Raw genomic sequence first — 23418 nt, forward strand, 5'->3', positions numbered from 1 at the left:
CAATATGGCAGGAAGCGATAGCGCCGCTTGTCGAAAAAAGAGCCTTCGGGCTCTTTTTTTTTGGCTATACGGTCATACATCTGGGGTAGGGCGCGTAATCCAGGTCAACAGAACTTTGTGACAGCCGGGTTCCAGCCCAGTGAAAGTCGTGGTTGAAGTGATATACTTCCGACGTTAATGCAACACAGAGATGCCGTAATGACACGAGTTGAAGACCGTATTCTCGTTCAGGAACACCTGGCACACCAGGCCGAGCCCAAAACCCTGAGCGACGACGAGAAAGCCAATCTTGAAGCCCGTATCCGCGCTGCCCTGAAGGCGCAGGATGCCGTGCTCGTAGCTCATTACTACACGGATCCGGATATCCAGCGCCTGGCTGAGGAAACCGGTGGCTGTGTCGCTGATTCGCTGGAAATGGCCCGGTTTGGCAACCAGCACAAGGCGTCGACAGTGGTGGTGGCCGGTGTCCGTTTCATGGGCGAAACCGCCAAGATTCTCAACCCGGAAAAACGGGTTCTGATGCCCACGCTGGAGGCCACCTGCTCACTGGATATCGGCTGCCCCGCCGACGAGTTCGCGGCCTTCTGTGACCAGCATCCGGACCGCACCGTTGTGGTGTACGCCAACACCTCCGCGGCAGTGAAGGCGAGGGCAGACTGGGTGGTCACGTCCAGCTGCGCCCAGGCCATTGTGGAATCGCTGGATGCGCGGGGTGAGAAAATTCTCTGGGCACCGGACAAGCATCTCGGGCACTACGTGCAGAAAACCACGGGTGCGGATGTGCTGCTGTGGGACGGTTCCTGCATTGTTCACGAAGAGTTCAAACATAGGGGCCTTGAGGATCTCAAGGCGTTGTACCCGGACGCCGCTGTCCTTGTGCACCCTGAATCACCCGATGCAGTCGTTGAAATGGCGGATGTTGTCGGTTCCACATCCCAGTTGATTCATGCGGTACAAACGCTGCCCAATCAGCAGTTCATCGTGGCCACCGACAACGGCATCTTCTACAAGATGCAGCAGCTGGCACCCAACAAGACGCTGATTGAGGCCCCTACGGCCGGCAATGGCGCCACCTGCCGCAGTTGTGCCCATTGCCCGTGGATGGCAATGAACGGCCTCGAAAACCTGCTGTCGGTTATCGAGAACGGAGACCAGGAGGTGCATGTGGATCCGGCGTTGCGTGAAGAGGCTCTGAAGCCGTTGCAGCGTATGCTGGACTTCACCCGCGAGATGAACCTCAAGGCGGCTGGCAACGCCTGAAGTCAGCTTCGCTGCTGGTTCAGCCGCTCCGAGACCTGTGACAACCTTTCGGTAACAACCTGACGCAGCGGTGCACCCGCGGGCAGCTTTTCCTGGGCCTGACGCAGTTGGCGTTGGGCCGACTCCAGGTCTCCCATCAGAATATCGTATTCAGCCCGGGCCCGGTGTACGCCAACAATATTGCGGGCCAATCCTTCCGCTTCCGCCAGCCTCAGCCAGAGATGTTCCTTCTTTGGCAGTTCCCGCGTAAGCCTGTGCAGGTATTCAGCAGCACGCTCGCCATTGCCAGCGGCTGTTTCCACGCGTGCCAGCATGTCGGTGATGGGGTAGTTGCCGGGGTTTCGTGACAGGGCTTCAGTCAGAAGGCTGCGGGCCTGGTCCAGCCTGTCCTGTTCAATCATTACCTCTGCAAGCGTTACCTGGTAGGTGATACGCCCCGGCGAGCCTTCCAGCAACCTTTCAAGTTGAGCCACGGCCTCGGTGTGATTGCCGTTCCGCAACAGGGCGACCGCATAGCCGTAACGAATGGCATCCGGCTTTTCGGTTTCCGAGCGTTCCAGGTAGTCCTTGAAGGTTTCCACGGCGATGTCGGCGGATTTGGCATAGCGAACCTGTAGCCTTGATCGCACCAGGTGATATTCCAGGGCGTCGGCTACATCCCTGCGGGGGTATTGCTCCGCACGGTTACGAGTGTCTGCCACCCGATTCTGGGTCAGGGGATGGGTGGACAGGTACTCTGGCACCCGGTTTCCCTGCAGGCGATTTTGCCGCATCATGATTTCGAACATTTCGGGCATTCCCCGCGGGTCCATGCCGGAGTTTGCCAGTATTTCCATGCCCACCCTGTCGGCTTCCTGCTCGTGGGCACGGCTGTATGCCAGCATGTTCTGTACCGCCAGTGCCTGGGTGCCGGCAATGGCGGCAATGCCGATATCCGACTGGGTGACTGCCGAGAGGATAATGCCGGCAATCATGCCTGCGATGGTCAGCGGTGCGCTGGTTTCCTGCTGCTCCAGGCGCCTGGCAAAATGGCGCTGGCTCAGGTGCGCCAGTTCGTGGGCAAGGACCGAGGCAAACTGCTGTTCACTGTCCGCATTCAGGAACAGGCCGCCGTTTACACCGACAATGTTCCCGGGCACCGCGAAGGCATTGATGTCGGGGCTGTCGATCAGTGCCAGTGTGAGGTCGCTGCTGTTCAGGGGCGCTGACGGCACCAGGTTGTAAATCACCGAGCTCAGGTAGTCATGGACCAGCGGGTCGGTTATCTGAGGCGCGGATCGCCGGATGGACGTCATGACCTGACGCCCGATATCAGCCTCCTGGCGCTCCGATATCAGCCCGCCGCCGGCACCGCCAATGGAGGGCAGGGTGCTTTCCGAAGACTGTGCAGAGGCCTGGCCAACCGTCAGTGCGAATACCAGGGTAAGGGCAGTTGCCAGAAAGCCTGGCCGGCGAGTACGGCAGCGGTTTTTTGCAGTCATGAATGGGCGATGTCCGTTGTCATTTGATTCTGTCAGACAGCATTGTGCCATTGAAAGTTCTTTCGTGGATCGTCTGTTACGATTGAGGTGCATTAAATCAACACTGTCGGCATAATGCCGGCTCTTCTTTTTTGACCATATACGGGTGCCTTGTTGCCATGGCCGACCGAACACTGGATGCCTCGGGCCTGCGTTGTCCGATGCCACTATTGAAAACCAAGCTTGAACTGAGCAGCATGTCCCCGGGCCAGGAACTGGAAGTTATCGCCACAGATGCCGGTTCTGCAAGGGATATTCCCGCGTTCCTCAAGCTCTCGGCCCATGAACTGGTCAGTTCATCCGAACAGGGTGGTTGTTTCACCTTTGTGATAAAGTGCGGCGGTTAAGCCCGCAGTAGTGACCCTCCGGAGTCGTTGATGATCAGAATTTTACGTGGTCTTGCCCACAAATACTTTTCAGATGAAGAAGCCGTCATTCTTTTCCTGTTGATTCTGGCAGGTGTCATCTTCGTTATTTTCTTCGGCTCCATGCTGGCGCCCGCCATCGCGGCGGTCATTGTCGCCTTTATACTCCAGGGGCTGGTCACCAAGCTCAACCGGCTTGGCATCCCGGAAATAGTCTCCATCATAGGCGTGTTTTTCGTGTTCCTTGGGGTATTGGTCGGATTCCTGTTCGGGCTGCTGCCGCTGATCTGGACCCAGGTGACCGCCCTGGCAGGAGAGGCGCCCCGTATTTTCAGGGAGATGCAGTCCTATCTTGAAGTGCTTCCCCAGCAGTACCCAACGCTGATCTCCATGGAGGGCATCAATACCATCTACAACCAGGTGACCACCGAAGCGGGTCGCATGACCCAGTGGCTGGTGTCCTTTTCGCTGGAAAGTATCCCGGATCTGGTGGCTCTGCTGATCTACATGGTACTGCTACCCATCCTGGTGTTTTTCTTCCTCAAGGACCGCCGTGTGCTGCTGGATGCCATTGCCCGCATGCTGCCGTCGCAGCGGCCGATGATGGTCAGAATATGGCATGAAGTGAACCTCCAGTGCGCCAACTATGTGCGGGGCAAGGCGGTTGAGATACTCATCGTCGGCGGGGTCACCTATGTTTCCTTCAAACTCCTGGGCATGCCCTATGCGGCATTGCTGTCACTGATGGTGGGTTTGAGCGTGGTCATTCCCTACATCGGTGCGGCCGTGGTGACTATTCCCGTGGCGATGATTGCCCTGTTTGCCTTTGGGTGGGGCAGCCAGTTCATCTGGGTGATGGTGGTCTACGGTATTATCCAGGCACTGGACGGCAACGTGCTGGTACCTATCCTGTTCTCGGAAGTTAACAATCTGCACCCGGTTGCGATCATTGTAGCGGTGCTGTTCTTTGGCGGTATCTGGGGGCTGTGGGGCGTATTCTTTGCCATTCCCCTGGCGACCATGCTTAAGGCAATCTTCTCGGCATGGCCGGTCAAGGAAGGGCAGGTAACGGGTATATCGGAGGAGCCTTAAAGGCTCCTCACGGCCTCCAGCACCTCGTCGACGTGGCCAGGCACCTTCACGCCCCGCCATTTGAGGTCGGATAAACGAATGGTTTGATCTCCGGTGGCCGGGGCCTCAAAATCATCAACAGGACGGTTCAGTTCGGGTGCTGACATGACATCTCCTTTAATTCCCTTGTGTCAGTGGGTGCCCAACATTACCATATCGTTTTTATTCGTACGGAGCTTTTATGATTACGGGGAGCCTTGTTGCACTGGTCACGCCCATGCATTCCGATGGCAGCATCCATTGGGAGCACCTTGATAAGCTGGTGGACTTTCACCTCGACAACGGCACGCACGGTATCGTGGCCGTTGGTACGACGGGTGAATCCGCAACGCTGGACCCGGAAGAGCATATGCGGGTGGTCGGCCACATCATAAAACGCGTTAACCGCCGCATCCCCGTGATTGCCGGTACCGGCGGCAACAGCACCCGGGAAGCCATCGAGCTGACGGAAGAGGCCCACAAGCTTGGTGCCGACGCCTGTCTGCTGGTGGTGCCGTACTACAATAAGCCGACCCAGGAAGGCCTGTATCGCCACTTCAAGACCATTGCCGAGGCGGTCCCTGTCAATCAGATCCTGTACAACGTTCCGGGTCGTACGGCATGCGACATGCTGAACGAAACCGTTGAGCGCCTGGCTGACATTCCGAACATCATCGGCATCAAGGACGCCACCGGAAACATTCCCCGTGGTGCGGAACTGATTGAAGCGGTGAAAGGCCGTCTGGTGGTCTATTCCGGTGACGATGCTACTGCTGCAGGGTTGATGCTCGCTGGTGGCAAGGGCAACGTATCGGTTACCGCCAACGTCGCTCCCAAGGCTATGGCTGCGCTTTGTGAGGCCGCAATCGCAGGTAATGAAGAGGAAACCCAGCGGCTCAACGAGCTATTGATGCCGCTGAACCGCAAGCTCTTCCTGGAAGCCAATCCCATTCCCGTCAAATGGGCTCTCTATCACATGGGCATGATTGGAGAGGGTATCCGCCTTCCGCTAACACCCCTGAGTGACAAGTTCCATGGAGAAGTGGAAGACGCACTGAAAGCCTCTGGCGTACTCTGAGTCAGGCTGTATCATCCATCGTAACTGGAGTCGCCTGATGGCGTTTAGTTTCAGGACAGAAATCACCAAAGCTGGAAAATACATCAGGCCCCTGGCGGGCCTGATGCTTGTTATGGCCCTCTTGTTGACCTCCGCAGGCTGTAGCTTTATCGAGGATCGCTCTGAGCGCTATGTTGACGCGCCTGAAGGTTCACCGCTCAAACTTCCGGAAACCGCCGACGAAAGTGAGTTCGGCCAGATCATGCCGATACGGGAAGTCAGCGCCGCGGATTCTGGCCGTATGTACCGGGGAACAATTCCAAGTCCCCCGGACATGACATCCGATATTCTGGATGAAAATTACGTGGTCGAGGAGCTGGACGGCCAGATCTGGTTGCTGGTCAATGATGTTCCCGGGCGCCTCTGGCCAGCGGTCACTTCCTACATGAACGAGAACGGGCTTGGCGTGGCTTACGACAACCCACAGCTTGGCGTGATGCAGAGTGAGCTCGTCAATTTCAGCAAACAGGCGAGAGAGCTGTTGGAGCTGCCGGACAATCCTGATGGTCAGGAGGCGAAAGTGGTTGTGCAGGCTCGGGTTGCGCCGGGTGTGCGCCGTAAGACCACCGAGGTCCAGTTCCGTTCGTTCGAAGTCGCTGATGACCCCGACGAGCTACTGGCCTGGGGTAGCCACGACACTCGCAGCCGTGAGCAACTGGACACGAGCCGGAAGTTGCTGGAAGACCTGGGGCAGTATCTACGTAACCGGGAAGACAGCAAATCGTACTCCCGTGCGGCCCTTGGCATGGCCAGTGAACCCTTGGTCAGACTGGTTTCCGACAACGAAACGCCCCGTGAAATTGTCATGAGCCTGGATTACGGCCGGGCCTGGGCCGAAGTACGGCGCGCACTGGATGATGCCGGAATTCCGGTGATCGACCTGAACCGGAACGACGGTTACTTCTTCGTGGACTTCCGGCCGGAGTCGGAGCGCGAGCCAGGGTGGTTCAGCTGGTTTGCCGACGACCCGGAACCCGTTCATTCTTTTGATGTGCGGCTTGACGAAAGGGACGGCGACATTGTGGTGTCTGCGTCCAGGGCCGATAATTATGACGGTGAAGATCGCTCGTCCGAGCTGCTTTCAGAACTGTTCGAATACCTTTATTAATGTAAGCAGTGCCCGCCCGACGTGGGCACGTCCGGAGACCTGACATGGAAAAGCGTGAAGAACTTTACGCGGGCAAGGCCAAATCCGTATACCGTACCGACGATCCTGATCGTTTCGTTATGGTGTTTCGCGACGATACTTCCGCTTTTGATGGCGAGAAAAAGGAACAGCTTAATCGCAAGGGCATGGTGAACAACCGCTTTAATGCCTTTGTCATGGAGAAGCTGGAAGCGGCCGGCATCCCGACCCATTTCGAGGGGCTGCTGTCAGACACTGAGTCCCTGGTCAAGAAGCTGGACATGATTCCTGTGGAATGTGTGGTTCGTAACATCTCCGCAGGCAGTCTTTGCCGGCGGCTTGGGGTGGAAGAGGGGCTGACACTGAACCCGCCCACCTTCGAACTGTTCCTGAAGAACGATGCCATGCACGACCCCATGGTCAACGAGTCCCTGGCAATCAGCTTTGGCTGGGCCAGGGCGGACGAACTTGCCAGAATGAAGGAACTGACCTATCAGGTGAATGACGTACTGAAAGCTCTTTTTGAGAAAGCCGGCATGCTGCTGGTGGACTACAAACTGGAGTTTGGCCGCTCGGGTGGCCAGATTGTCCTGGGTGATGAATTCAGCCCCGACGGCTGCCGTATCTGGGACAGGGAAACCCGCAAAAAAATGGACAAGGACCGTTTTCGTCAGGGGCTGGGCGACGTGATAGAGACCTACGAAGAGGTAGGCCGTCGTCTCGGTATCCGCTTCGACTGACCCGTCGGAGACAACAAACACAAAACAGGTGCTTTATGCGTAAACTGATTCTTGCTGTAGGTGGCTCACTGGTTATTGCAGCCCCTGTCGCGACGGCCGACGTGGTCGGACTGGGTGCCAATGTCAGTTACTGGGATTCAGATCTCTCCGGTGAAGCTGGCAAAAACAACGACGTCGTCGACGTTGAAAACGACCTGGACCTGGAAAGCGACACCAACGCCAACCTGAGCGCCTACCTGGAACACCCGGTTCCGGTGCTGCCGAACGTTCGCCTGAACTACACGCGTATTGAGCAGAGCGGGAATGGAGAACTATCTACAGAGTTTGATCTGATCCAGGATGGCGTGGAAGTGGATTCCGATCTCGACCTGACGCAATTCGATGTCACTCTCTACTATGAAGTGCTCGATAACTGGGCCAACCTGGATCTTGGCCTGACAGCCCGCGATCTGGACGGTGAGCTGGTCGTCCGGGAGCAAACTCTTGGCGGGCAGGTCAGCAAGACCGAAGTTAATGGCGTCATTCCAATGGGGTACCTGGCCGCTCGTTTTGATCTGCCATTCACAGGTGTTTCCGTTGGCGGCGAAGCCAATGTGATCAGCTTCGATGGTGACTCGGTCTATGACTACAACGCTTACGGCCAGTACGAGGTGTCGTTGCTGCAGCTTCGCGCCGGCTATCGCCAGATCAGCATTGATTACGAAGACAGCGATGACCGTCTGGACATTGAACTGGGTGGCCCGTTCGTGAGCGCCGGGCTGACCTTCTGAAGGAACAGGGAGAAAAGACGTTGAAAATTCTGGTTACGGGTACGGCGGGCTTTATTGGCTCCCATCTGGCTCATCGGCTGCTTGACCGCGGTGATGAAGTAATCGGCGTGGATAACGTCAATGATTACTACGATCCCACCCTGAAAGAAGCACGCCTCGAGCGACTGACCTGTAAACCGGGATTTACCGAGGTACGCAAGGATGTGGCTGACCGGGCGGCCATGGAAGCCATGTTCCGGGAGCACAAGCCCGAACGCGTGGTCCATCTGGCGGCCCAGGCCGGTGTGAGGTACTCACTGGAGAACCCCCACGCCTACATTGACGCTAACCTCGTGGGATTTACCAATATCCTGGAAGGCTGCCGCCACAACGATGTGAAGCACCTGGTGTATGCCTCCAGCAGCTCCGTCTACGGCGCCAATGAAACCATGCCGTTTTCTATCCACGACAACGTGGATCACCCCCTGAGCCTGTATGCGGCCTCCAAGAAAGCCAACGAGTTGATGGCCCACACCTACAGCCACCTCTACAACATGCCCACCACCGGCCTGCGGTTCTTCACTGTGTATGGCCCCTGGGGCCGGCCGGACATGGCGTTGTTCATCTTCACCAAAAAGATCCTTGCCGGTGAACCCATTGATGTGTTCAACCACGGCCACCACAGGCGCGACTTCACCTACATCGATGACATCGTGGAAGGGGTTGTTCGAACCCTGGACAGCGTCGCCACGCCCAACCCCCAGTGGAGCGGCGAACAGCCGGACCCGGGCACCAGCAAGGCGCCTTACCGCCTGTACAACATCGGCAGCAACAACCCGGTGGAACTGTCCCGTTTCATTGAAATCATCGAAGAGCGCATTGGCAAGAAAGCCGAGAAAAACTTGTTGCCGCTCCAGCCAGGTGACGTACCGGCCACTTACGCCAATGTGGATGACCTGATTGACGATGTGGGCTACAAACCTTCAACTACGGTGGAAGAGGGTATTGCCAACTTCGTGGATTGGTACAGAGATTTCTACAAGGTGTAGCAGTGCGCAAAACACACAAAAGCCGCTGAAGGATATCCTCAGCGGCTTTTTTTATGGAATTTTCAGCCCACTTGAACGTTATTGTCTGGATCCTTCGCTTGGTGATACCGTGAGTTTTTGCAGGGGAGGGAGAGACTATGGATACCCAATCTTTCGGAAACACGGATATTCAGGTGACGCCGGTTGGTCTCGGGACCTGGGCCATTGGCGGCTGGATGTGGGGTGGCACCGATGAGGCCCAGTCCATCGATACGATCCACAGAGCGATCGATAAGGGCATCGGGTTGATCGATACCGCGCCGGTATACGGGTTTGGGCGCTCAGAAGAGATTGTGGGCAAAGCCCTTGCGGGCGGTCGACGCGATCAGGTGGCCCTGGCAACCAAGGTTGCTCTTAACTGGAATGACAACCACGACCAGGTATGGCGTGATGCTACGCCAGAGCGCATAGAGCGTGAGGTTGAGGATTCCCTGAAACGCCTGCAGACGGACCGGATCGACATCTATCAGATCCATTGGCCGGATCCGAAGACGCCGGTGGAAGAGACTGCACGAGCACTGGAGAACCTCTATCAGGCTGGAAAGATCCGAGCCATTGGCGTCAGCAATTTCACTCCTGCGCAGATGGAAGAGTTCAGCAATGCTGTGCCTCTGCACAGTTTGCAGCCGCCCTATAACCTTTTTGAACGGGAGATCGAACGGGACGTCCTTCCGTATTGCCGTGAACATGGTATTGCGACCATCACATATGGCGGGCTATGCCGCGGTCTGCTGACTGGAAAAATGCGTGAAGATACGCAGTTCACCGGCGACGATCTACGGAAGAATGATCCCAAGTTTCAGGGAGAACGCTATCGCCAATACCTGAATGCCGTGGCCGAACTGGATGCGTTTGCCCGCGAACGCTATCAGAAGAATGTGCTGGCGTTGGCGCTTCGCTGGCTGGTTGATCAGCCGGGCGTCACTACAGCGCTCTGGGGCGCCAGGAGGCCTGAGCAACTCGATCCGGTGGGAGACATTGAAGGCTGGTCGCTGGACAGGGAAGCGTTTGACGCGATTGACGAGATTCTGGCCAGGTGCATTGATGATCCCGTCGGGCCCGAGTTTATGGCACCGCCAACCCGCTAACAGAAATATCCTGAACCCACTATATTGGTGGCCACCTGTTCTTGTGATTTTGCGTTTGGCGTAACGCAATCAGGCGTCTATTGTATCAGGAGCTTGTCATGCAGTTCATTGCTGTTATTCTGAAAACGGTTTAACAATGAGGGGGCAGCGAGGGCTAAGGGCCTGGCTTTTCAAACTCCACGGTTATTCAAAATAAAAAGGGAAAAGGATAATGAATAAACTAGCCCACACTACTGCAATACTCGGCCTCACGCTTGGTATGACCTCTTTGGTCTTTGCCGATGAGTTTTCGGATATGGACCCCGTTACTTTGCGTCTGGCTCACGTAGTTAACGAGCAGGACGGCTTCCACATCGCTGCTGTAAAATTCCAGGAACTGGTCAGTGAGCGTACAGACGGGGCGGTGACCATCGAGATTTATCCTAATGCGTCTCTTGGCGACGAGCGCACCCTGCTTGAGGGCATGCAAATCGGCACAGTGGATATGGGCGTCATAACCAATGGTCCGGTCGCCAATTTTGTAGGAGAAATGGCAGTATTTGAACTGCCCTTCCTGTTCTCATCCCCGGAAGAAGCCTATGCAGTGCTTGATGGCCCCATTGGCCAGGAGTTGCTGGACAAGTTGGGTGAGGTCAACCTCAAAGGCCTTGCTTACGCTGAGCGCGGCTTCCGCAACCTCACTAACAGCGAGCGGCCGGTAAGTCACCCGGATGACATTGACGGTTTGCGCGTGCGTGTCATGGAGAACCCTGTTTACGTTGATACGTTCCGTGAACTGGGGGCGAATGCTGTTCCCATGGCCTGGACAGAGGCGCTGACAGCCATGCAACAAGGGACTATTGATGGCCAGGAAAATCCTGTCAACGTCGTACATTCCTTCAAGCTCAATGAGACTCAGGATTATATGACGATGTCCCGGCACACCTATGCGCCGGCGATATTTGTTATGGGGATGCCGGTATGGAACGGCTTGCCGGAAGCGGCTCAAGGCGTCATCAAACAGGCCGCCCAGGAAGCCGCGGAACATGAGCGCAGCGTAAATGCTGAAATGGAGTCCGAGCAGTTGGCGGAGCTTCGGGCATCGGGAATGGAAATCGTGGAAGATCCTGACATTGGTGCCTTTCAGGATGCTGTTGCGCCGGTCTATGAAAAGTACGGTGATCAGTTCGGTGACTACCTGGAACGGATTCGCGAATCCCAGCAACAATAGTTAAAGGACCCGACGAAGTTATGTTGGGAATTCTGAAGAAGATTGAGCGTGCAATCGATGCCGTCATGCAGCCCATGGTTTTTGCGGCGATGGTGGCATTGATTGCTGTGATCACACTGCAGATTGTGTCCAGGGTTTTCTTTACGGCTGCGGGCTGGACTGAGGAGCTGGCGAGGTTCCTGCTTGTCTGGATTACCTTTATGGGCGCCACCCTTGCGTTCCAGCGCGGGCGACATATCGCTGTTACCTTTGTCGTCAATGCGCTGCCAGGCAGGCCACGGCAATTGACACGCATTCTGGCTGTGGCCGTTACTTTCGGTTTCATGATCGCACTGGTGCTTGTTGGCTACCGCTACACACAGGTGCAAAGCTACCAGACCTCAGCCTCTCTTGGCTGGTCAATGACATACGTCTACGCGATTATCCCGGCCTGTGGCGTGCTGATGGGTTGGTACGCATTTGTTGACCTGGTTGAACTGGTGTCCGAAGGACCTGACACCGCCGAGACTGGTTCTGATATAAGTGAACCGCCACCGTGACGGGCCTGCTCTTCGCTCTTTTTTTTCTGTTCATGCTGATTGGCGTACCGATTGCCGTATCAATCGGTGCCAGCACGATGACGGCGCTGTATTTTCAGGGCGTGCCACTGATGGTCGTCACCCAGCAGATGTTTCAGGGGATTAATTCCTTCGCCCTGGTTGCGGTGCCCATGTTCATCCTTGCTGGCGACCTTATGGCCCAGGGAAAGGTGAGCGAAAAGCTGGTCAATTTTGCGGACTCGCTGTTTGGCTTTCTGAAAGGCGGGCTTTCTATCGTTTCCGTGCTGGCAGGCATGTTTTTTGCGGCTATATCCGGCTCGGGGGCGGCTACCACTGCAGCCGTTGGTTCCAGCCTGGTGCCGGAGCTTCGTAAAAAAGGGTACGACCCGGCAGCAGCAGCCAGTTTAATTGCTGCCAGCGGCACCATTGGTGTGGTTATCCCGCCGTCGGTGCCGATGATCATCTACGCTGTCATTGCCCAGGAATCGGTTTCAAAGCTATTTTTGAATGGTTTTATTCCCGGCCTGGTCATGGGCCTGGGGCTCATGGCTATTGCCATTACCCAGGGCTACCGTCGCAATTACCCGCGCGGCACGGCATTATCCCTCGCTACCATTTGGGGCACGCTCAAGAGTGCGAGTTGGGGGTTAATGACACCCGTCATTATTCTGGGGGGGATATTCTCTGGCATATTTACACCCAGCGAAGCGGCAGTGGTGGCGGTCAATTATGCACTGTTAGTCTCATTGTTTATCTATCGCGACCTCAAACTTCCGGATATCTACCGGATATTGATCCGCTCAGCCATTACAACCGCAGTTATCATGTTCGTCATTGCCACATCTGCCGTTCTTAGCTGGACACTATCAAGTTGGCAGATACCCGGCGCGATTGCTGAATCCGTTCTGTCACTGTCAACAAACCCTTACATCATTATGCTACTCGTTGTCGGCATCATCCTGGCAACGGGGGTATTCATCGAAACAGCCAGTGCGCTGATAATTTTGACCCCGGTCCTGTTGCCGCTGGTCATCCAGCTTGGAATCGATCCAATCCACTTCGGTCTGATCATAGTGGTGGGCCTGGCCATTGGTATGATTACGCCTCCGGTGGCAATCAACCTTTATGTTGCGTCCTCTGTCACCGGTTTGCCGCTTGAGCGCATCACCCGCGCTATCATTCCTTACCTGCTTGGCCTGATCGCGGTGTTGCTACTAGTAGTTTATGTCCCGATTTTTTTAGGCATTTCAGGTTAAACAGGGAGTGCTGGGTATAGAAAATATCGGGGAAAAAGAAGGGCGTTGCAAGATGCTGATATTTAAGCAGGAATGGTAGGACCAGGCAGATTTGAACTGCCGACCTCTGCCATGTCAAGGCAGCGCTCTAACCAACTGAGCTATGGTCCTATGTCCTGCAACGGGGTGGAAATATACTGATTCCGATGGGCGTGGTCAACCTCTTTCAGGTGGTTTTCTGCTTTCTGGCCCAGCCTTTTATGGCCTTGCTGATCACACCCCAGCGATTGATCAGCAGTGCCAGGAAAATCAGCCCGCAGCCGGCCATTTGGGTGGTGGACATGGTTTCGCTGAACCAGCCCGCTGCAAAAAGAGCCACCCACACCGGTTCCAGCACCAGGATCACCACGCCGTGGCTGTGGGTGGACAGGCTCTGGGCGTAGGTTTGCAGCAGGAAGCGGCCCGCTGTACCAACCACGGCGCTGGCGACCACCCACATCACGAGCATGCCGGAGACGTTTTCCAGGGTAGGCGCCCACGGCTCCAGTAGAGAGGATTCCACCAGGGTGACGGTGCCTACGGTGAGCAGGGCGATGGAGGTCAGGGGCAGGGCGGGGACGCGGTGTTTTTCCACTGTCTCACCCCTGCGATTGACGACCGTGCGCTGGTTGGCAGCCCGGGTGTTCAGGGTGAAATACAGCGCAAAAATGAACGCCGCGACCACAAAGAAGATCTGCCCGATTTCCGGCCGGAATCCGTTTTTCAACGACAGCAGCGCCAGCCCGCCCACAGCCACCGGAATCGCAAACCAGGTGCTCAGGGGCTGCTCTTCCCGAAAGATAACCCGGGCAATCACCGGTACGATGACAACGCCAAGACTGGTCAGGAAGGCGCCTTCTCCTATGTGAGAAACGTGGAACAACCCCATCACCCAGCAGCTCATGGCCACGCCGAATACCAGCCCCACGCCGGCACTGCGTTTGAACTGGTCCAGGCTCAGTCGCCTTAGCGAAGGCCCGGCGATGACTGCCAGTAACGAACCGGCCAGCAGGAAACGCACGGCCATAAACATCAGTGGCGGCATCAGCAGTACCGATTCCTTGGAAAATATCCAACTGATGGCGGCCATCAGGGTTACAACCACCAGTAGCAGGTCGGATTTTTGAGTGTTCGAGAGAGGCATTCACAACCGCCTTGCAGAGGATCGACTGGGTCCGGCCAATGGGGCGGGACAGCTGCGGAGTTTATCATGGGCGGGTAAAAATGGCTCTTCCGTGAGCCGGTTGGTACTCCTTGGGGCGGGTGAGCCCTTGGTTGTTTTTATCAGTTATTGAGAGTGTTGTAGACCAGTGTGGACATGTCGGTCTGGTCCGAGCCAGGTACTTCGACATACCGGTCGCCGGAACCCCACCATTGCCACCACGCCCGCTGGTTGTAGGTGCGACTGGCGAAATCGACGCGCAGACCATTGAGGGTTGTGTTGTTCACCACGGGCACTGAGATATTACCGGTTTCGGAACCCAGAACGCCGCTGTGGGACACACCCTCGTTCATCAGGATCGGGAAATGGTTGTAGTACAGGTCCGAGGGACCGTCCTGGCTCGACACCTTGCCCGCCAGGCTCAGGTTCGAGCTACAGGAATCAATGTCGTTGCTTGACGTGGCACCGCAAGCCGAGTGCGTGGGTACTACTCCGTCGTCCGTGCCGGAAATGAACGGCTTGGTAATGCCCCCATACGACGAGCCGCCGGCGACAAACCGCAGTCGCGGAATGTTGTTGGGGCTGACTGCGAGGTTGCGTGCCGTATTGGTTTGCAGGTCGTTCACAACGCCAAGGCTGCCGGGCTGCGGATCGATACCGGTGAAGGCACGAACCGCCTGTTTCAGTGGCCAGTTATACCAGCTGTCGTTGTAGGCGATGCTCAGCGCCAGGTCCGCCAGTTCCGTGCCGCCGCCGGCACCGGAGTAGTCAATGGCAGCCAGGATCCTGAGCGGTGGAAGCCCTTCGGCCTGCAGCCAGCGTGCCTGGTTCTCCAGCAGGTAGCGGGTGACCAGGTCGCCGGTGGAGTGGGAAATCACGATGCAGTAATCACTGCACAGGCCCTGCTGGCTGATCTCGCGCAACTGCTGGTAGGCCTGCTGGGCAATGTTGCCTTCCACCCGGCCATCGCTGCCCCAATCAATGCGGGCGTCGGAACGGGACAACCAGAAGGTGCGCCAGTAGTCCTCGCCGGCGCTTTTTACCGCATCAAGGTCGGCGGGTGGGTCGGCCAGGTCTTCCTGCTGGAAGCCGTGAACCAAAACCACGTTGTGGCCCGCAAGCTGGGCCTGGGCGGTGCCGGCAAACAGCCCGCCGGCTATGGCGACCGAGAGGGCGGTCTTACAGGCACTTCTCTTTCTTGTTTTCATAAAGGCTCCGTCTTTGTTTTATTGTTGTATCAGAACTTGTCTGCCAGCCTTTGCAGCAGGGCAGCGCGTTGCTCTGATTCGGGGTCGCTGGCCGGGCTGTCGGTCAGACCGTCCAGGTCCGGCGGCGAGAAAGAGTAGCCATCATCCGGGCCAAAGCCGTAATCCGTGCGGTCACCGGGTTTGGCCGGCAGTCGCCGTATCTGCAGGTTGCGCAGCTCCAGGTCGCCGGTGATTTCCCGATTGGCCAGGATCGAGCCATGGGCCTTGAGTTCCAGGGTGTCGGTGGTTCCGTCCAGTCGCTTTTCGGTTTGCAATTGCGCGAGCGCTCGGCCGTTGTGGTAGAGCTGGGCGGCCAGGGCGTAGAATCCCGGTTCGTTGGCATCGAAGTGGACCGGTATTACCAGATCGTTGTTGTTCACGCGGGGGCTGCCCACCCCGTCGAATTCGCCCAGGTCGGGCTCGATTGTCAGGGTGGAGGCGTGGCGAACGGGCTTGCCATCAATCGTGGCCTCCACGATCAGCCGGTATTCTCCCGGCTCTGCATCGGCGGCAATGATGCCTTCGTAATAGGGGGCACCCGCGTCGTTCTTCAGGGTGGTGCTGGCATGTTCCTGGCGGGATTCCGTGGATTCCAGAGTGACATGCAGGGTCTGGCCCACAACCTGGGAGCCGGTGATGGTCGCTGCAACCAGTATGTCCTCGTCCTGCACAAAGCGGTACTGTTCAAGCGTAACGGTAAACTGTCCGCCACCTTCCAGGGGAAGCTCTACCGGGTCGAAACGGTTCCCGGCATAGGCGTTTGCCTGCTCTTCCGAGATCGGAATGGAGTACTCCGGGTAGCGGATGTTCTGGGTATACTGCTCTGCGGCGCTTGCCAGCATAAAACCGACCGCATCGTCCGAAGGCTCTGGCTTTTGCGGTGATGGTGCTTTTCTGGAAGGGGGTTGCGTGTCGCGGGTTTCGGTGCTGTTGGTGTTGTTGTTCTTGCTGGCCCCGGTTATCCAGGAGAAGCGCCCAGGGTTGTCGGCTGCAAGCATATATCCCAGGCCGATAGCGCCGGAGACGACAAACAATAGGGCCAAGAGCAACCGCAGTGGCATCCTGAAATCCTTGTTGGTGGCATTCCATGGCGCGAGCGCCATTACTTTTTATTGTTCCCTTAACATAACGGGCCAAACTTGCTTCAGGCAAAAATTTGGCCCGTTTGTGTAACAAAATGTGTCCAGGGTGTGATGCCGGTCACATTGGCTCAGAGCCAGCCGGACTCCCTCACTGCTTCCAGGCCAAACCGGAGGCGCACCTCGTCGCCGACCAGGTCCTCATCGAGACCGTAGGTCATGCCCCAGTCACTGCGTTTGATGGTGGTTTCGGCGGTCATGCCCAGGGTGTAGTCCTCATGGCCGATGGGATACTCCGCGGATTTATTGAGGGTAACGTCGACATCCACCGGGCGGGTTTTGCCAAGTAATGTCAGGTCGCCGGTGACAATGCCGGTGTTGTTTCCGGTGGTTTCGAAATCGGTGACTTCAAAGGTGATGTCCGGAAACTCGCTGCTGTTGAGGAAGTCGTCTTTGCGAAGGTGGTCGTCCCGTTTGTTGTGGTTGGTGAACACGCTTTTACTTTTGAAGGTGAGCGTTCCGGAGGTGAGCTGCTTTGTTTCCTCATCGTACTGAAACTTTCCCTCCACCTCCCGGAACATGCCCATCACCGGGGCATAGCCAATGTGACTGACTTCGAAGGACATGGAAAAGTGCTCATCATCAATGACATAGGTTTCCGGCTCGGCCACCGCGGTAGGTGTGGCCAATACCATGGTGGCAGCCAGTGCAGCGGCGGATAGGATCGTTCTCATGTCTGTCTCCGTGTTTGATAAAGCCAGCGCAGGTCTGTAAAAAACGAATAACACAGCAGCACAAGCGCAATGGCGAGGGTGGCGGTGGCAAAACCGACCGTGGTAATGGGCAGTATGGCAATCATCAGGGTGACCACTTGCCAAACACAGACGGTTTTACGGCGAAAGCTTTCAGGCAGCGGCCGATTCAGGAAACGGAGCCAGTGGCCGGCTACCACAAAGGCATAGCGCATCAGCCCCAGGGCCAGAACCCAGGGGCCGGCCTTATCCTGTGCCAGGACAGCAACACAGAGTCCGAGGATGAACAGGGCGTCCAATTCCATATCGAAGCGGGCGCCGAACGCGGACGCGGAATGGGTGGCCCTCGCGACGGCTCCGTCAACACCGTCCAGAATCAGTGCCAGTAAACACAGTGACCCGTATAGCCACAGCCAGTTCCCGAGGCCGGCGGTAAACGGGGCCAGGCTGGCCAGGAGCACAACCAGTGATGCACGCAACAACGTTGCCCGGTTTGCCCAACCAAAGTCCCGCCCTTGGGGCCAGTAGTGGAGAATGGGCAGGGCGATGGCGAGGCCCAGCAGCAGTGCTATGACGTAGAAGGCCGCGCCGGGCCGGAATCCGATACCTGCAGCGGTTACCAACAGACCGGTGAGGGCACCGCTCCAGGCAAGATCGGCAGCCAGGGGCAGGCGGAATGTCTGTGTGCGGGAATCCATCATCAAACCCCAGCGTATGAATGAACGTGTATCCGGTCAAAACAGGGCCAGACCGAGAACATGGCGCGCCTGTATGCACTATAGCTGGCAAGCCCGTGTGTACTATAGTGAGTTACGTGCGCTGTAAGGAAACAGACGATATGACAAACGCATTTTGGGTAACCGGGCCCGGGGAAGGGGCCATCCGCCCAGCCACTTACAATCACTGTTCACCGGAAGGCGACGAACCCGCGGTGGAAATCCAGGCGCTGTATACCGGCATCAGCCGTGGCACGGAATCCCTGGTGTTTACCGGCCGGGTGCCGCAATCCGAATACCATTCCATGCGCGCCCCGTTCCAGGAGGGGGATTTTCCATTCCCCGTGAAATACGGCTATGCCAGCGTCGGGCGCGTTGTTTCCGGGCCAGAGGCGTTGACCGGCCGTTCGGTGTTCTGCCTTTTTACGCATCAGACCCGGTATCGAGTACCTGCCGCCGCTGTCGTTCCCCTGCCGGAAGGTCTACCGGAATCGAGGGCGGTACTGGCCGCCAATATGGAAACCGCCGTCAATGGCCTGTGGGATGCCTCACCAAGGGTAGGCGAGCGGATCGCCGTGGTTGGCCTCGGCGTTGTCGGCCTGCTGGTTGCCTGGCTTGCCAACCGTATTCCCGGCACCCGTGTGACGGCGGTGGATACCAACCCGCAAAGGAAGGCAGTGGCGGAATCCCTGGGGCTCAATTTCCAGACTGCCTGCAAACAGGACAACCACGACCTGGTTATCCATGCCAGCGGCCACCCGGAAGGCCTTGAGGCTGCACTCGCCCTTGCCGGAATGGAAGGGCGCATCATCGAAATGAGTTGGTACGGCGAGCAGCCAGTACCCGTCTCCCTGGGCCGTGCCTTCCACTCCCGACGGCTGACGATAAGGTCGAGCCAGGTCGGTAACCTGAACCCGGAGCAGCTTCCGCGCTGGCACTACCGTGACCGCATGTCACTGGCGCTGGACCTGCTGCGGGACGAGGTGCTGGATAACCTGATCAGCGGTGAAAGCCCCTTCGAGTCATTGCCTGAACTGATGCCAGAGCTTGCCGGCAACGCCGATGGAACCCCTGGCGTACTGGCCTCTCAAACCCTCTGCCACCGTATTGTTTACCCCGATAACTGACATTTTTATCCGGAAAAGGAACCAGACTGCATGTTCAGCCTCACCATCAGAGACCACATGATGATCGCCCACAGTTTTAATGGCGAACTGTTCGGGCCCGCACAGGGCCTTCATGGCGCCACCTATGTTGTGGACGTCACTTTTGAGCGGGACGCTCTCGATCAGGACGATCTGATTGTCGATATTGGTCTGGCGTCTGAGGTTTTGTCCGGCGTTATCAGTGAATTCAACATGAAAAACCTCGACGACATTGAGGAATTCAACGGCCGCAATACCACCACCGAATTCATGGCAGCGATCGTATTCGACCGAATGGCGGCAGCGATTCGCCAGGGCAAACTGGGCGAAACTGGCAAAGGCCTTTGCGGCATGAAGGTCACCCTTGGCGAATCCCACATTGCCTGGGCCAGCTACCATGGCAAACTCTGAGCCGCTGAGGGCCGTACTGTTTGTTGTCCCCGGGGATCCGGACCAGAAGACCGGCGGTTACCGGTATGTCCAGCGGGTGGTTGAGGGTCTGAAGGGCAAAGGCGTGGATGCCTCTGTTGCAGGCATTAGTGGTGCTTTCCCGGTTCCTGACCGGATGGCCGAGGTGTCGATGGAGTCCTTGCTGGTGGATCTTCCAGACGATTCAGTGGTGGTCCTCGACGGCCTTGCCATGGGTGGGCTACCGGAGGTTGTGGGCCAGCATTCATCGCGCCTGCGGATTGTGTCCCTCGTCCACCACGCCCTGGCGGATGAAACCGGCCTTTCGGATGAGTTGCGGGATTGGCTCTTCCGGGTTGAGCGCAGGGCCTTGTCCCGGGTTGCCGGGGTGGTCACCACCAGTAGCCACACCGCGCAGCGCCTGGAGGAGTATGACGTACCCGCAACCGCTATCCGAGTGGTGGAGCCGGGGGCTGACACCGTTGCCGGGTCCAATGCGAAACCGCCGACGTTGAAAGAGCAGGGCGGCACCATAAACCTGTTGTGTGTTGCGCACCTTTCACCGCGCAAGGCGCAGCATCACCTGGTGGAAGCCCTGAGTGACATGAGGAGCTTTCCCTGGCATTGCACCCTGGCAGGCTCGCTGGAGCGTGACGAGGATTACGCTCGACAGGTGACGGGTATTATCCAGAACCTGGGGCTCGAGCAACGAATTACCCTGGCGGGAGAGCTGGACGATGAAGGGCTGGCCAGGGCCTATGCCCAAGCCGACGTATTCGTGTTGCCCTCTGTCTACGAAGGCTATGGCATGGTAATTGATGAGGCCCTTGCCGCCGGCCTGCCGGTAATCACGACCGATGGCGGAGCTCTTGCCAGTACAGGCCGCCGGCCGGGTATCCGGCAGTACCGGGCGGGTGACGTTGGCGCACTCCGGACGTGTCTGGAAGAATTGTTGGGCAGCCCGGAAACACTCCAGGAAGTCACTTTGCAGGCTCGGGAAGAAGCACGTTCATTGCGAAGCTGGGCAGTCACTGCCACTGAATTCCAGCACGCCCTCGAAGCGCTGCTGCCGCCGGACCCCACAACTTTTGACAGTGAATGGCTGGCCCTGCGGGAGCCCGCCGACCACCAGGCCCGCAATCGACCCCTTCTGGCGGAACTGGCAGCCTGGGCCGAGCGTGAATACTGTTGCCCGGACACCGCGAGCGGCCACCACGCACCGCCTTTGCTCGTGGGGGATTTGGGCACCGGTACCGGCTCCAATGCCCGCTACATGGTGCCGGCAATGATGGTGCCCCAGCACTGGGTATTGCTGGATCAGGATGAACACCTGCTGGGTATTGCGAGGGAGCGCTTGCAGCACCTGGACGTCCCCCTGGAAACCCATGCCTGTCACTTGAGCGCTGATCGTCTGGTTAGCCAGATCCCTGATGATACCCGGCTGGTGACTGCTTCGGCACTGATCGACCTGATGTCGGCCGACTGGTTGGATGCATTGGCTGGCGCTGCTTCCGGAAACCGTGCGGGTGTATTTATCGTACTGAGTTACGCCGGGCACTTCGAACTGTCACCGACGGATAGTGATGATGCGTGGATACAGCAGGCGGTCAACGATCACCAACACCGTGATAAAGGTACCGGAGCAGCCTTGGGGCCAGCTGCGACCGATTACCTGAAAGAACGGCTGGAAGCCCTGGGTTACCAGGTTTCCGTAGCGCCAAGCCCGTGGCAACTGACCCCTGAACACAATGCACTGCAGAGGGCTCTGCTGGAAGGCTGGCGGGATGCTGTAACAGAGCAGTTCCCAGGGGAGCGTGAGCGCGCGGACCGCTGGTTCCGGCTGCGTTTCAAGCAGGCTTGCGAGCAGCAACTTTCGATTCGTGTTGATCATAAGGACCTGTTTGCCTGGCCTTCCAGCGGAGACCCTGCCTGACGTGTTTCGCCTGCGAGCCTCGCCGTATCTGAGATGGGGGCTCACCCTCATACTGTTGCTGGCAACCGCCTGGTTCCTCGACCTGTCCGCTGTCTGGCAAGAACTTGCCCGCTTTTCCTGGCTGGCGTTATCGGCCGCCATGGTTGTCTCGGTGGCGCAGGTGCTGCTGTCAGCCTGGCGTTGGAGATACACTTCAAAAAGGCTGGGGCTGGTATTGCCCATGGTGATTGCCATGCGGGAATATTACCTCGCCACCTTCCTGAACCAGATACTTCCCGGGGGCGTATTGGGAGACGTTAACCGGGCCTGGCGCCACAGCCTGGATTCCGGCGCCCGCCTTGCCTCCATTCATGCCGTCATGATCGAAAGGCTATCAGGCCAATTGGTGATGATAGCGGTGGCTCTGTGCCTGGGGACCTGGCTGGCCTGGCATCAGGTTGGAATGCTGGAGGTCGTTGCGGACCTGGGCGGTGTGGCATTGCTGTTGATCGCGGGGGTTACTGCCGCGTTGTCCCTGGCCGTCAGGCTCTGGGCAGGTGCGAGAGGCTATGCCCATGCACTGCATAGGGACATCCGAAAGGCGCTGTTGACCTGGCCATCCCTGGGTGTGCAGGCGCTGTCCTCAGCCGGTGTGGTTGCCAGCTATCTTGCCGTATTCTCACTGCTGGCGCTGGGGGCGGGTTACTGGAGCAGTGCAGGTGCGGTGATGACCCTGGTATCACTCAGTAGTATTTTGCTGCTGGCGATGGCCATCCCCGTCACTGTCGCTGGCTGGGGGATACGGGAGGGCGCGGCGGCATTACTCTGGCCGCTGGCGGGCCTGCCGGCGGAGCAGGGTGTGGCACTCAGTATCGGCTACGGGCTGGCGGTATTGATTTCAAGCCTCCCGGGTATTGTCTTTGTCGTCAGTGGTCGCCGGCCGAGCGCCTGAAATCCAGGTCAAACAGCATGTCGCTGCCCAGGTCCACCATCTGGGCCTTCGGGCGCAGGGCGCTGTCGAGTTTTCTGATCTCCGGCAGAGAGAACGCCGGGCGACCACTGCCAATGATCATGGGGGCAACCATGACATGGAGGCGGTCCAGCAGGTCCGAGTTCAGGAACTCAGACACCGTCAGCCCGCCTCCTTCCACAAAGATCTTGCGCAATCCAAAATCGGCGAGAACGGCCAATATGTGCGCCGGGTCCATGGTGTCACCGTAGCCCAGGCAGGGAACATCGGTCGCGTCGTGACGGGGCACAAGCTTGTGCCCGGTGTGGTAATCACCGGCGACCAGCCGCAGGGTGGGTGATGCCTCATCTTTGAACAGGTGATGGCTATCCGGCACCCGGTGGTTGCGATCAATCACCACCCGAACCGGATTGACGCCGGAGACCTTGCGAACGGTCAGCCGGGGATTGTCGGTGGATGCGGTTCCGGCCCCCACAATCACGGCTTCAGACACGGCTCTCAGGCGGTGCAGGTGGGTAATGCCGTCTTCACCATTGATAAACTTCGAGGCCCCCGTCACCGTGGCGATACGGCCGTCCAGGCTCTGCCCCATCTGGCCAACCACCCGCGAAGGAGAACCCTGGGGCAACGGGCAACACAGGGGCAGGAAGACCGACAGAAGATTGAGCGCCTCCGTGTCTGCCGGCAGCCGCAGAGCCCAGTCGCCATCCTGCCCGATATCCAGCGCAGGCCGGTCAGTTCCCGGTAGCATGAGCGTCACGTTGCTGCGGTTCACTGCCTCCAGTACCAGCTCCCATGCGGTGTTTTTGTCCAGTGCTTTTGCCGCCATACCGAGTTATTC

Annotated in this window: 24 protein-coding genes and 1 tRNA gene; 16 read left to right on the forward strand and 9 right to left on the reverse strand. The window is 57.8% G+C overall.

Annotation, left to right across the window (positions count from 1 at the left end):
- The first annotated feature begins 198 nt into the window (after window positions 1-198).
- Window positions 199-1260 carry a quinolinate synthase NadA gene (gene nadA / locus NLU14_RS17920; RefSeq protein WP_275709114.1) on the forward strand — a complete coding sequence of 354 codons (1062 nt, stop codon included), beginning with the start codon at window positions 199-201 and terminating at the stop codon, window positions 1258-1260.
- 2 nt (window positions 1261-1262) lie between these two features.
- Here the strand turns inward: nadA and NLU14_RS17925 are convergent, their stop codons facing one another.
- Window positions 1263-2741: a M48 family metalloprotease gene (locus NLU14_RS17925; RefSeq protein ID WP_275709116.1), complete on the reverse strand. Its 1479-nt coding sequence runs from the start codon at window positions 2739-2741 to the stop codon at window positions 1263-1265.
- A 158-nt stretch (window positions 2742-2899) separates the two neighbouring features.
- Between NLU14_RS17925 and NLU14_RS17930 the strand changes: the two genes are divergently transcribed.
- Together NLU14_RS17930 and NLU14_RS17935 are read left to right on the forward strand one after the other, a co-directional pair.
- The gene (locus NLU14_RS17930; RefSeq protein WP_275709118.1) at window positions 2900-3127 is read left to right on the forward strand and encodes a sulfurtransferase TusA family protein; all 228 of its coding nucleotides are present in this window, start codon (window positions 2900-2902) and stop codon (window positions 3125-3127) included.
- Window positions 3128-3157: 30 nt separating this feature from the next.
- Window positions 3158-4237 carry an AI-2E family transporter gene (locus NLU14_RS17935; RefSeq protein WP_275709120.1) on the forward strand — a complete coding sequence of 360 codons (1080 nt, stop codon included), beginning with the start codon at window positions 3158-3160 and terminating at the stop codon, window positions 4235-4237.
- Here NLU14_RS17935 and NLU14_RS17940 read toward each other — a convergent pair.
- Window positions 4234-4383, reverse strand: coding sequence for a hypothetical protein (locus NLU14_RS17940; RefSeq protein ID WP_275709122.1), 150 nt, complete (start codon window positions 4381-4383; stop codon window positions 4234-4236). The genes NLU14_RS17935 and NLU14_RS17940 overlap by 4 nt on opposite strands.
- A 74-nt stretch (window positions 4384-4457) precedes the next feature.
- Here NLU14_RS17940 and dapA point away from each other — a divergent pair, with 74 nt between their 5' ends.
- The 9 genes from dapA to NLU14_RS17985 all read left to right on the forward strand — a co-directional run bounded on the left by dapA (window position 4458) and on the right by NLU14_RS17985 (window position 13168).
- Window positions 4458-5333 (forward strand): 4-hydroxy-tetrahydrodipicolinate synthase, encoded by an 876-nt coding sequence (dapA, locus tag NLU14_RS17945; protein ID WP_275709124.1) that lies wholly within the window; start codon window positions 4458-4460, stop codon window positions 5331-5333.
- Window positions 5334-5370: 37 nt separating this feature from the next.
- Window positions 5371-6480 (forward strand): outer membrane protein assembly factor BamC, encoded by a 1110-nt coding sequence (bamC, locus tag NLU14_RS17950; protein ID WP_275709125.1) that lies wholly within the window; start codon window positions 5371-5373, stop codon window positions 6478-6480.
- Between the two features lie 44 nt (window positions 6481-6524).
- Complete coding sequence (purC, locus tag NLU14_RS17955; protein ID WP_275709127.1) at window positions 6525-7238, forward strand: phosphoribosylaminoimidazolesuccinocarboxamide synthase; 714 nt, start codon at window positions 6525-6527, stop codon at window positions 7236-7238.
- 35 nt (window positions 7239-7273) lie between these two features.
- Window positions 7274-8008 (forward strand): TIGR04219 family outer membrane beta-barrel protein, encoded by a 735-nt coding sequence (locus tag NLU14_RS17960; RefSeq protein ID WP_275709129.1) that lies wholly within the window; start codon window positions 7274-7276, stop codon window positions 8006-8008.
- A 20-nt stretch (window positions 8009-8028) separates the two neighbouring features.
- The gene (locus NLU14_RS17965) at window positions 8029-9036 is read left to right on the forward strand and encodes an NAD-dependent epimerase (protein ID WP_275709131.1); all 1008 of its coding nucleotides are present in this window, start codon (window positions 8029-8031) and stop codon (window positions 9034-9036) included.
- Window positions 9037-9173: 137 nt separating this feature from the next.
- Window positions 9174-10163 (forward strand): aldo/keto reductase, encoded by a 990-nt coding sequence (locus tag NLU14_RS17970; protein ID WP_275709133.1) that lies wholly within the window; start codon window positions 9174-9176, stop codon window positions 10161-10163.
- A 211-nt stretch (window positions 10164-10374) separates the two neighbouring features.
- A complete protein-coding gene (locus tag NLU14_RS17975) occupies window positions 10375-11373 on the forward strand; it encodes a TRAP transporter substrate-binding protein (protein ID WP_275709135.1) in 999 nt (332 codons plus the stop codon).
- A 20-nt stretch (window positions 11374-11393) separates the two neighbouring features.
- Window positions 11394-11912 carry a TRAP transporter small permease gene (locus tag NLU14_RS17980; RefSeq protein WP_275709137.1) on the forward strand — a complete coding sequence of 173 codons (519 nt, stop codon included), beginning with the start codon at window positions 11394-11396 and terminating at the stop codon, window positions 11910-11912.
- Window positions 11909-13168, forward strand: coding sequence for a TRAP transporter large permease (locus NLU14_RS17985; protein ID WP_275709139.1), 1260 nt, complete (start codon window positions 11909-11911; stop codon window positions 13166-13168). Before NLU14_RS17980 ends, NLU14_RS17985 begins: the two co-directional genes overlap by 4 nt.
- A 73-nt stretch (window positions 13169-13241) precedes the next feature.
- Here the strand turns inward: NLU14_RS17985 and NLU14_RS17990 are convergent.
- From NLU14_RS17990 to NLU14_RS18015, 6 genes are all read right to left on the reverse strand, one after another.
- Window positions 13242-13318: transfer RNA gene (locus NLU14_RS17990), tRNA-Val, on the reverse strand.
- Window positions 13319-13373: 55 nt separating this feature from the next.
- Entirely contained in the window at window positions 13374-14330 is a 957-nt protein-coding gene (locus tag NLU14_RS17995; RefSeq protein ID WP_275709141.1) for a DMT family transporter, read from the reverse strand.
- 140 nt (window positions 14331-14470) lie between these two features.
- A complete protein-coding gene (locus NLU14_RS18000) occupies window positions 14471-15556 on the reverse strand; it encodes a hypothetical protein (protein WP_275709143.1) in 1086 nt (361 codons plus the stop codon).
- A gap of 29 nt (window positions 15557-15585) precedes the next feature.
- A complete protein-coding gene (locus NLU14_RS18005) occupies window positions 15586-16698 on the reverse strand; it encodes a hypothetical protein (protein ID WP_275709145.1) in 1113 nt (370 codons plus the stop codon).
- A 107-nt stretch (window positions 16699-16805) separates the two neighbouring features.
- Window positions 16806-17408, reverse strand: coding sequence for a YceI family protein (locus tag NLU14_RS18010; protein WP_275709147.1), 603 nt, complete (start codon window positions 17406-17408; stop codon window positions 16806-16808).
- Window positions 17405-18127, reverse strand: coding sequence for a CDP-alcohol phosphatidyltransferase family protein (locus tag NLU14_RS18015; RefSeq protein WP_275709149.1), 723 nt, complete (start codon window positions 18125-18127; stop codon window positions 17405-17407). The genes NLU14_RS18010 and NLU14_RS18015 overlap by 4 nt, the downstream gene beginning before the upstream one ends.
- A 137-nt stretch (window positions 18128-18264) precedes the next feature.
- On the opposite strand from NLU14_RS18015, the gene NLU14_RS18020 reads away from it, so the two are divergent.
- The 4 genes from NLU14_RS18020 to NLU14_RS18035 are packed head-to-tail and all read left to right on the forward strand — an operon-like array spanning window position 18265 to window position 22559.
- Window positions 18265-19269 (forward strand): zinc-dependent alcohol dehydrogenase, encoded by a 1005-nt coding sequence (locus tag NLU14_RS18020; RefSeq protein ID WP_275709151.1) that lies wholly within the window; start codon window positions 18265-18267, stop codon window positions 19267-19269.
- A gap of 30 nt (window positions 19270-19299) precedes the next feature.
- A complete protein-coding gene (locus NLU14_RS18025) occupies window positions 19300-19698 on the forward strand; it encodes a 6-pyruvoyl trahydropterin synthase family protein (RefSeq protein ID WP_275709153.1) in 399 nt (132 codons plus the stop codon).
- Window positions 19685-21628 (forward strand): glycosyltransferase, encoded by a 1944-nt coding sequence (locus tag NLU14_RS18030; protein ID WP_275709155.1) that lies wholly within the window; start codon window positions 19685-19687, stop codon window positions 21626-21628. The genes NLU14_RS18025 and NLU14_RS18030 overlap by 14 nt, the downstream gene beginning before the upstream one ends.
- 1 nt (window position 21629) lies before the next feature.
- A complete protein-coding gene (locus NLU14_RS18035; protein ID WP_275709157.1) occupies window positions 21630-22559 on the forward strand; it encodes a lysylphosphatidylglycerol synthase transmembrane domain-containing protein in 930 nt (309 codons plus the stop codon).
- On the opposite strand, the gene NLU14_RS18040 is transcribed toward NLU14_RS18035, so the two are convergent.
- Complete coding sequence (locus NLU14_RS18040; protein WP_275709159.1) at window positions 22534-23406, reverse strand: RibD family protein; 873 nt, start codon at window positions 23404-23406, stop codon at window positions 22534-22536. The two genes, NLU14_RS18035 and NLU14_RS18040, sit on opposite strands and share 26 nt — an antisense overlap.
- Window positions 23407-23418: the final 12 nt, after the last annotated feature.

The sequence above is a fragment of the Marinobacter iranensis genome, from assembly GCF_029207565.1.
Classification (GTDB): Bacteria; Pseudomonadota; Gammaproteobacteria; order Pseudomonadales; family Oleiphilaceae; genus Marinobacter; species Marinobacter iranensis.

Coding starts and splice junctions, on each gene's coding strand:
- NLU14_RS18000 (WP_275709143.1), bottom strand. CDS start 15,556: ATGAAAACAAGAAAGAGAAGTGCCTGTAAGACCGCCCTCTCGGTCGCC.
- NLU14_RS17925 (WP_275709116.1), bottom strand. CDS start 2,741: ATGACTGCAAAAAACCGCTGCCGTACTCGCCGGCCAGGCTTTCTGGCA.
- dapA (WP_275709124.1), top strand. CDS start 4,458: ATGATTACGGGGAGCCTTGTTGCACTGGTCACGCCCATGCATTCCGAT.
- nadA (WP_275709114.1), top strand. CDS start 199: ATGACACGAGTTGAAGACCGTATTCTCGTTCAGGAACACCTGGCACAC.
- bamC (WP_275709125.1), top strand. CDS start 5,371: ATGGCGTTTAGTTTCAGGACAGAAATCACCAAAGCTGGAAAATACATC.
- NLU14_RS17930 (WP_275709118.1), top strand. CDS start 2,900: ATGGCCGACCGAACACTGGATGCCTCGGGCCTGCGTTGTCCGATGCCA.
- NLU14_RS18005 (WP_275709145.1), bottom strand. CDS start 16,698: ATGGCGCTCGCGCCATGGAATGCCACCAACAAGGATTTCAGGATGCCA.
- NLU14_RS18015 (WP_275709149.1), bottom strand. CDS start 18,127: ATGATGGATTCCCGCACACAGACATTCCGCCTGCCCCTGGCTGCCGAT.
- NLU14_RS17935 (WP_275709120.1), top strand. CDS start 3,158: ATGATCAGAATTTTACGTGGTCTTGCCCACAAATACTTTTCAGATGAA.
- NLU14_RS17970 (WP_275709133.1), top strand. CDS start 9,174: ATGGATACCCAATCTTTCGGAAACACGGATATTCAGGTGACGCCGGTT.
- NLU14_RS17975 (WP_275709135.1), top strand. CDS start 10,375: ATGAATAAACTAGCCCACACTACTGCAATACTCGGCCTCACGCTTGGT.
- NLU14_RS18040 (WP_275709159.1), bottom strand. CDS start 23,406: ATGGCGGCAAAAGCACTGGACAAAAACACCGCATGGGAGCTGGTACTG.
- NLU14_RS18020 (WP_275709151.1), top strand. CDS start 18,265: ATGACAAACGCATTTTGGGTAACCGGGCCCGGGGAAGGGGCCATCCGC.
- purC (WP_275709127.1), top strand. CDS start 6,525: ATGGAAAAGCGTGAAGAACTTTACGCGGGCAAGGCCAAATCCGTATAC.
- NLU14_RS17980 (WP_275709137.1), top strand. CDS start 11,394: ATGTTGGGAATTCTGAAGAAGATTGAGCGTGCAATCGATGCCGTCATG.
- NLU14_RS17960 (WP_275709129.1), top strand. CDS start 7,274: ATGCGTAAACTGATTCTTGCTGTAGGTGGCTCACTGGTTATTGCAGCC.
- NLU14_RS17995 (WP_275709141.1), bottom strand. CDS start 14,330: ATGCCTCTCTCGAACACTCAAAAATCCGACCTGCTACTGGTGGTTGTA.
- NLU14_RS18030 (WP_275709155.1), top strand. CDS start 19,685: ATGGCAAACTCTGAGCCGCTGAGGGCCGTACTGTTTGTTGTCCCCGGG.
- NLU14_RS18010 (WP_275709147.1), bottom strand. CDS start 17,408: ATGAGAACGATCCTATCCGCCGCTGCACTGGCTGCCACCATGGTATTG.
- NLU14_RS17940 (WP_275709122.1), bottom strand. CDS start 4,383: ATGTCAGCACCCGAACTGAACCGTCCTGTTGATGATTTTGAGGCCCCG.
- NLU14_RS18025 (WP_275709153.1), top strand. CDS start 19,300: ATGTTCAGCCTCACCATCAGAGACCACATGATGATCGCCCACAGTTTT.